This window comes from Pseudomonas sp. 2VD (assembly GCF_005503585.1).
GTDB lineage: Bacteria > Pseudomonadota > Gammaproteobacteria > Pseudomonadales > Pseudomonadaceae > Pseudomonas > Pseudomonas aeruginosa.
This window is the reverse complement of the sequence record NZ_SCND01000432.1, coordinates 1-4,524: the sequence shown is the minus strand read 5'-3', so window position 1 is coordinate 4,524 and position 4,524 is coordinate 1. Positions and strand designations below refer to the sequence as shown.

The 4,524-nt window shown below is 67.6% G+C and carries 2 protein-coding genes and 2 pseudogenes; 3 read left to right on the top strand and 1 reads right to left on the bottom strand.

Annotated features, from left to right (window positions below):
• Nucleotides 1-375 (bottom strand): annotated as a pseudogene (locus tag FFS27_RS29005) (PAS domain-containing sensor histidine kinase); the annotation flags it as partial.
• A gap of 245 nt (nucleotides 376-620) precedes the next feature.
• Here FFS27_RS29005 and FFS27_RS29000 point away from each other — a divergent pair.
• From FFS27_RS29000 to FFS27_RS28990, 3 genes and pseudogenes are all read left to right on the top strand, one after another.
• Nucleotides 621-2,243: an acyl-CoA synthetase gene (locus tag FFS27_RS29000; protein WP_003093598.1), complete on the top strand. Its 1,623-nt coding sequence runs from the start codon at nucleotides 621-623 to the stop codon at nucleotides 2,241-2,243.
• Between the two features lie 117 nt (nucleotides 2,244-2,360).
• The gene (locus tag FFS27_RS28995) at nucleotides 2,361-4,142 is read left to right on the top strand and encodes an acyl-CoA dehydrogenase C-terminal domain-containing protein (protein WP_003118167.1); all 1,782 of its coding nucleotides are present in this window, start codon (nucleotides 2,361-2,363) and stop codon (nucleotides 4,140-4,142) included.
• Nucleotides 4,143-4,349: 207 nt separating this feature from the next.
• Nucleotides 4,350-4,524: pseudogene (locus FFS27_RS28990) on the top strand (MBL fold metallo-hydrolase); the annotation flags it as partial.

Below are 4,524 nucleotides of genomic sequence, written 5' to 3'. Positions count from 1 at the left end.
TTCGTCGCCGGCCTGCAGGTCGAGGGCGAAGGCCATGCCATGCTCCACGCCGGCACGCCGCAAGCGCGCGCCGAGCCAGGACGCGGAACGCCGCAATTCGTCCAGCGCCAGCCGGCCGTCGCGCGCCAGGCGCTCGCGCAACGCCAGGTCGCTGGCCCGGTTCGGCTCGCCGGCACCCGGCGGCAGCGCCGGCGACGGCGGCACCGGGGTATAGGTCTGCGCCTGCGGCTGCCAGGCCAGGTACCAGGCCTGGCGCGTACCCGGATGTTCGAGCAGCAAGCGGCGCAGCGCACCGACCCGCTCGACCAGCGGCGCGCCCTCGCGCAGCAGGCGCAGGAGGCTGTTGAGGGCAGGCGAAGCGGGAAGCGGACTCATGGGCGGAAGATGATCCTGGGAACTTATATGGTATTTATACTATAAGCTTATGGTTTAACTTCCATATATTTTTCATCGTTGCTATAAATCGCCCCAACCCAAGGAGCGCTTCGCCTGGTCCTTGGAAGCTGTTCACGATCTGCCGAGCCAGAGAAACCAGCCGTTTTCGACGCAGTCTCTCCGCGCGCGGCAGATCGTGACCCTTACCCAGAACAGAGCTAACAATCAGCCACGGGGTACTCTTCATGTCGATCTTCGAACAGGGTCTCGCGCCCGCCGCCGTCAACCACATCGCCCTGACGCCGCTGAGCTTCATCGAGCGCACCGCCAGCGTCTATCCGCACTACCCCGCGGTGATCCACGGCAACATCCGCCGCGACTGGGCGCAGACCTACCAACGCTGCCGACGCCTGGCCTCGGCCCTGGCCGGGCGCGGCATCGGCCAGGGCGACACGGTGGCGGTGATGCTGCCGAACATCCCCGAGATGCTCGAGGCGCACTATGGCGTGCCGATGATCGGCGCGGTGCTGAACACCCTCAACGTCCGCCTCGACGCCGAAGCCATCGCCTTCATGCTGCAACACGGCGAAGCCAAGGTGCTGATCACCGACTACGAATTCCACGAGGTGATCCATGCCGCCATCGGTATGCTCGACCACCCGCCGCTGGTGGTCGACGTCAACGACCCCGAGTATGGCGAAGGCCGCCCGGTTGGCGAACTGGACTACGAGGCGCTGCTCGCCGAGGGCGACCCGCAGTTCGCCTGGGAATGGCCCCGGGACGAGTGGCAGGCGATCTCGCTGAACTACACCTCGGGCACCACCGGCAACCCCAAGGGCGTGGTCTACCATCACCGCGGCGCCTACCTGAACGCGCTGGGCAACCAGATGACCTGGTCCATGGGCCAGCACCCGGTGTACCTCTGGACCTTGCCGATGTTCCACTGCAACGGCTGGTGCTATCCGTGGACGGTGACCGCGTTGGCCGGCGTCCACGTCTGCCTGCGGCGGGTCGATCCGCAAAAGGTCCTCACCCTGATCCGCGAGCACCAGGTCAGCCACCTGTGCGGCGCACCCATCGTGCTCAACGCCCTGATCAACATGCCCGACTCGGCCAAGGCCGCCATCGACCACCCGGTGCATGCCATGGTCGCCGGCGCCGCGCCACCGGCCAAGGTGATCGGCGCGGTGGAAGAGATGGGCATCCGCGTCACCCATGTCTACGGCCTCACCGAGGTCTACGGCCCGGTCACGGTCTGCGCCTGGCACGGCGAGTGGGACGACCTGCCGCTGGAGCGACGCGCCGCGATCAAGTCGCGCCAGGGCGTGCGCTACCCGACCCTCGAAGGGGTGATGGTGGCCGACCCGAAGACCCTCGAGCCGGTGCCGCGCGACGGCCAGTCCATCGGCGAGATCTTCATGCGCGGCAATACCGTGATGAAGGGCTACCTGAAGAACCCCAGCGCCACCGAGGAAGCCTTCGCCGGCGGCTGGTTCCATACCGGCGACCTGGCGGTCTGCCATCCGGACGGCTACATCGAGATCCGCGACCGGCTCAAGGACATCATCATCTCCGGCGGCGAAAACATCTCCACCATCGAATTGGAGGGCGTGCTCTACCGCCACCCGGCGGTGCTGGAGGCGGCGGTGGTGGCGCGGCCCGACGAAAAGTGGGGGGAAACGCCCTGTGCGTTCATTACCCTGAAGAGCGATCATCAGGGGCTCGCCGAGAGCGAGATCGTCGCGTTCTGTCGCGAACACCTGGCCGCGTTCAAGATTCCGCGTACCGTGGTGTTCTCGGAACTGCCGAAGACCTCCACCGGCAAGATCCAGAAATACGTGCTGCGCGAGTGGGCCGCCGCCCTCTGAGCGCCGCCAGCCGAATTGCCCGTGCAGCGGCCGTGCCACGGCGGCCGTAGGCAGGATGCGCACGGGCAACCCTGTACCTGCGGCCGTCCCGCCGGCCGTTCACCGACGAGGTGTGCAATGCCTGAATACAACGCCCCGCTGCGCGACATGCGCTTCCTGCTCAACGACGTGTTCGACGCCCCCGCCCTGTGGCAGCGCCTACCGCGACTGGCCGAGCGGATCGACGCCGACACCGCCGACGCCATCCTCGAGGAAGCGGCCAAGGTCACCGGCGGCCTGCTCGCGCCGCTCAACCGCAGTGGCGACGAAGAAGGCGCGCAGTGGCAGGACGGCGCCGTGCGCACCCCGGCCGGCTTCCGCGAGGCCTACGCGACCTACGCCGAGGGCGGCTGGGTCGGCCTCACCGGCAATCCGGCCCATGGCGGCATGGGCATGCCGAAGATGCTGGCAGTGCAGTTCGAGGAGATGATGTACGCGGCCAACGCCAGCTTCAGCCTCTACTCGACCCTTTCCGCCGGCGCCTGCCTGGCCCTCGATGCGCACGGCAGCGAGGAGCTGAAGAACAGGTACCTGCCGAACATGTACGCCGGCACCTGGGCCGGCTCCATGTGTCTGACCGAACCGCATGCCGGCACCGACCTGGGCATCATCCGCACCAAGGCCGAGCCGCAGGCCGACGGTTCCTACAGGATCAGCGGGACGAAGATCTTCATCACCGGCGGCGAGCAGGACCTCACCGAGAACATCATTCACCTGGTGCTGGCCAAGCTGCCCGACGCGCCGGCCGGTTCGCGCGGCATCTCGCTGTTCCTGGTGCCGAAGTTCCTGGTCGGCGACGACGGCGCGCTCGGCGCACGCAACGCGGTGCACTGCGGCTCCATCGAGCACAAGATGGGGATCAAGGCCTCGGCCACCTGCGTGATGAACTTCGACGGCGCCAGCGGCTGGCTGGTCGGCGAAGTCAACAAGGGCCTGGCGGCGATGTTCACCATGATGAACTACGAGCGCCTGTCCATCGGCATCCAGGGCATCGGCTGCGCCGAGATGTCCTACCAGAGCGCCGTCGCCTACGCCCGCGAGCGCCTGCAAAGCCGCGCGCCGACCGGCCCGGTGGCCAGGGACAAGGCCGCCGACCCGATCATCGTGCACCCCGACGTGCGCCGCATGCTGCTCACCATGAAGGCGCTGACCGAGGGCGGCCGCGCCTTTTCCACCTATGTCGGGCAGCAGCTCGACCTGGCCAAGTACGCCGAGGACCAGGAAGAACGCAGCCAGGCCGAAGCCCTGGTGGCCCTGTTGACCCCGGTGGCCAAGGCCTTCTTCACCGATACCGGCCTGGAGAGCTGCGTGCTCGGCCAGCAGGTGTTCGGCGGCCACGGCTACATCCGCGAATGGGGCCAGGAGCAACTGGTGCGCGACGTACGCATCGCGCAGATCTACGAAGGCACCAACGGCATCCAGGCGCTCGACCTGATGGGCCGCAAGGTGGTCGCCAACGGCGGGCTGTTCCTCTCCATCTTCAGCCGCGAGGTGCGAGCCTTCGCCGCCGGCGCCAACGCCGAACTGGCGGAGTTCGTCACCCCGCTGCTGACCGCCCTGGACCTGCTGGACAACCTCACCCAGGGCATCGTCGCCCGCGCCGGCAACGACCCGCGCGAGATCGGCGCAGCCTCGGTGGAATACCTGCATCTGTTCGGCTATACCGCCTACGCCTACCTCTGGGCGCGCATGGCCGCCGCCGCGCTGCGCCAGCGCGAGGCCGACCCGGCGTTCCACGACGGCAAGCTGGCCACCGCGCGCTTCTACTTCGCCCGCATCCTGCCCCGCGTGCACTCCCTCGCCGCCGCCGTCGAAGCCGGCAGCGAAAGCCTGTACGGCCTGGAGGCGGAACAGTTCTGAAGCTTCCGTCGAGCGTTGTCGCGCGGCCCGTGGGCCGCGTGTTTTTTCCGGGACAGCATGCAACGCGCTGTCCGCCGACAGCCCGCGATAACGGCGGATAATCGCGAAGCGGTTATTCGCCCTACGACGCCCGGGAAGCCGGCCAGGCATTCTTGAAAAACGACGCAACCGCCGGTTATTCGCTAGACCAGGAACAAGGACATATCCATGCGAACCCTCACCACCCTCCTCGGCAACAGCCAGAAACTCGACGGCGGCGCCATGTTCGGCAATGCCCCGCGCGCGCTCTGGTCACGCTGGATGCAGCCCGATGCGGAGAACCGCATCGACCTCGGCTGCCGTGCCCTGCTGGTGCGCGACGGCGAGCGCAACGTACTGGTGG

Excerpts from the sequence above, each read along its gene's own strand:
- FFS27_RS29000 (WP_003093598.1), top strand. The coding sequence starts at position 621 with ATGTCGATCTTCGAACAGGGTCTCGCGCCCGCCGCCGTCAACCACATC.
- FFS27_RS28995 (WP_003118167.1), top strand. The coding sequence starts at position 2,361 with ATGCCTGAATACAACGCCCCGCTGCGCGACATGCGCTTCCTGCTCAAC.